Genomic DNA, 3,458 nt, shown 5'->3' with positions numbered 1-3,458 from the left:
GTCGTTCCCGAGGCGGGTTCGATCCTGCGCAATATCAGGCCAGAACCGATTTTGCCAGACAGCTCGCAAGTCCCGTTCGAAATCTCGGAACAACCGGCACCCGCTGGCGAGAGCGACGTGCGCATTCAAGTCAAAGGTTGGAAGATCAGTGGAGCGGCGTTGATCAGCGAGGCCGAACTCCTGGATTTTCTGAAAGACTATATCGGCAAGGATTTGAGTCTGGCCGAACTACGCAAGATCACTCGCGATGTCGCGGCGTACTACCAACAGCGCGGATTTTTCGCCCGCGCAGTCTTGCCGGCCCAGAAAATTCGCGACGGTATCGTCGAAATCCTGGTCCGCGAAGCCAAACTGGGCAAAATCGAGGTTGACGACCCTGCCGACACCTACCGAAACGACATCCCGCGGCAAACCATGTCGGCCGCTCAACCGACCGGCGAAGCGTTGCGATTGGCGGATATACAACGCGGCATCCTACTGCTGAACGACCTGACCGGCGGTACCGTATCGTCAACCCTGAAAGCGGGCGCTAGCGCCGGAGAATCCGACCTGTTGCTGAAAATCGACCCCAGTAAGTTGATCAGCGGTAGCCTGGACTACAGCAACACCGGCGTGCGTTCGGTCGGCATGAACCAATTCGGCGGTTCGCTAAATCTAAACAACCCGTTCCGCCTGGGTGACTTGGCCTCGTTACGCGTTCAAGGCGGTAGTGGGAATGTTTACGGCCGGGTCGCCTATTCCTTGCCGGTAGGTTATTCCGGGTTGCGGATCGGCCTGGCCGCATCCGCGCTGGACTACACGTTGGGCGAACCGTTCCAGTCGCTGGACGCCCAAGGGTCGGCCTGGACCGGCGGCACGTTTGCGACCTATCCGCTGATTCGCGGCGTGAACACGAACCTTTACATTGCCAGCGGTTTCGACGACCGCCATTACTACAACACCAGCCTTGGCAGCGTGGTCAGCGACAAGGAAGTGCAAAGCGGCTATATCGGCCTGAGCGGCGATCATCAAGACGATTGGTTTGGTGGCGCGGTAACGCTGTTCGGCGCAACGGTCGTCGCCGGAAATCTGGATTTGTCTGGCAGCTCGGTCGATCAAGCCCAAAATAGAGCCACGGCCCGCGCCGGTGGCGCCTACCAAAAATTCGCTCTGAATCTGTCCCGCTTGCAAAATTTGACCGACAAATTACGGATGTATGCCGGCGTCAGCGGACAGTTGGCGACCAAAAATCTGGATTCTTCGGAAAAGTTCAGCTTGGGCGGGCCATTCGGCGTTAGAGCCTATCCCGTCAACGAGGCCCTGGGCGACGAAGGCTATCTGATGAATTTCGAATTGCGTTACGAGGTATACGAACATGTCGAATTGGTCGGCTTTATAGACCACGGCGGCATCACGCTTCATAACGACCTTTGGCCGAATGCCACCGAAGGCGTGCCCAATCATTACACGCTCAGCGGCGGCGGCGTGGGTATCAATTGGACCGTGCCCGGCAATTTCATGATACGCGGTAGCATCGCTCAACGTATAGGCTCCAATCCAGCCCGCTCGGGTGACGGCAACGACTCGGACGGTACTTACAAAACGCCCCATTTCTGGGTCAGCCTGAGCAAATCGTTTTAACCGGATTCGCACGTCGTCCTAACCATCAACCCAATCGGTGAAACATCGTGGAGAACCAACTGCTTTTCTATAAACGCATCGTCAATCTTAACCCAGCGGTGCATGGCCAACTGCATATCGCACCGTCGGACGATGTCGGTTACGCACGAGTCAGCAATTCCGTACCGTTGATCGGGCGGGAGTTCGTGGAAGCCGGCAAGGAATATCCGATTGCTTTTGCTAAAGCCGGCGACGGCCATTTCGTCCCGGTTGCGGTACTTGGCTTGATCGACGGCGAAAACCTGTTCGTAAATGAAGCAGGTCGCTGGACCGGCCGCTACATACCGGCCTTCATCCGCCGCTACCCTTTCGTACCCGCCGAGCAGGCCGAAGACAAGCAATTGATCGTCTGCTTTGACGATACCAGTCCGCGTTTTAACGATAGCACCGGAGAACCGCTGCTGGTCAACGGCGAACCGTCGGCATTCTTACAGCAAATTATCGGCTTTTTACGGGAATTCCACGCCGAATCGCAACGGACCGCCAAATTCGCCGCCGCGTTGCACGAGTTGGATCTGCTCACCGAACGTCGCGCCGACGCCGTTTCGCCGACCGGCGAGCGCTACTCGCTGTCCGGCCTGTGGGTCGTGGACGAAACGACATTCCAAAAAATCAGCGGCGAAATATTGGAAACGCTGTTCCGAGACGGCTCGCTCGGATTGATTTATTCGCACTTGGCATCGTTAAGCAATTTCGCTCGCCTGCTGGAGCGCAAAGCCGCCGCAACCGCCGAAAATAGGCACTGATTAGCGAGGATAGGCCCATGACCGGACATTCCATTCCAAGCCGTTCGCCACACTTCAACCGTCACCCTCTGGTATTGGCGATACAGATCGCCTTGGCCGGCGCTGGGCAACCCGCATTGGCCGAACTGGCCGGCAACGCTTTGCCCAGCGGCGGCCAAGTGGCCTCCGGGCAGGCCCAAATTCACCAGAACGGCGCCCGAATGGACGTCGTGCAAGGCAGCCAAAAAGCTATCATCAACTGGCAGAGTTACAGTATCGGCGCCAATGCCCACGTCGATTATCAACAGCCGAATGCCCATTCTATCGCGCTGAATCGGGTGACTTCGGGCGAAGCCTCGGTGATCGCCGGTAAATTGACCGCCAACGGCCAAGTGTTTTTGGTGAACCCCAACGGCGTCTTGTTCGCCAAGGGCGCGCAAGTGGATGTCGGCGCAATGGCCGCCTCGACGATGAACATCAGCGACGCCGATTTTCGCGACGGTCATTACCATTTCAAACGCGATGGCGGCAGTGCGGGCATCGTCAACCAAGGCGACATCCATGCCAAGGAAGGCGGTTACGTGGCTTTACTGGCGCCGAATGTCAGTAACGAAGGCCTCGTCCAGGCTCGATTGGGCACCGTGGCCTTGGCTGGCGGCGACGGCGCCAAACTGGAATTGGACGAAGGAAAACTGGTCAACGTCCAGGTCGACCCGGCCACCGTAAACACGCTCATCGAGAATAAACAGCTGATCCGTGCCGATGGCGGCCGGGTCATCATGACAGCCAGCGCCGCCGACCAGTTACGCGGTTCGGCTATCAACAATAGCGGCATCGTCGAAGCCAAATCGCTGGTCCATCGCGGCGGCACAATAGAACTGATCGGCGACGAGGTCGCCAACAGTGGCACGCTGGATGCGTCCGCCACCGACAATACTCGGGGGGGCAGTGTCGTCGAGCGCGGCCAGCTGGTTGTAGATACCGGCACGGTCCGTGCGGACGGTAGCAGCGGCGGCGACATTCGCCTGACCGGCGACCGGGTGCTGCAAACCGGCACGCTCAGCGCCGACGGAA

General features: G+C 58.4%; 3 protein-coding genes. All 3 read left to right on the top strand.

Annotated elements, in window-relative coordinates:
- Positions 1-1,620, top strand: a 1,620-nt coding sequence (locus AC3B8H_RS19515) for a ShlB/FhaC/HecB family hemolysin secretion/activation protein (protein WP_488443190.1), incomplete at its 5' end; no start/stop codon positions are given.
- A 47-nt stretch (positions 1,621-1,667) separates the two neighbouring features.
- Positions 1,668-2,405 carry a SapC family protein gene (locus AC3B8H_RS19510; RefSeq protein WP_488443189.1) on the top strand — a complete coding sequence of 246 codons (738 nt, stop codon included), beginning with the start codon at positions 1,668-1,670 and terminating at the stop codon, positions 2,403-2,405.
- A gap of 17 nt (positions 2,406-2,422) precedes the next feature.
- A partial coding sequence (locus AC3B8H_RS19505; protein ID WP_488443188.1) for a filamentous hemagglutinin N-terminal domain-containing protein occupies positions 2,423-3,458 on the top strand: 1,036 nt, incomplete at its 3' end.

Source organism: Methylomonas sp. BG-2, assembly GCF_057766305.1.
This window is presented reverse-complemented; position numbering and strand designations above follow the sequence as displayed.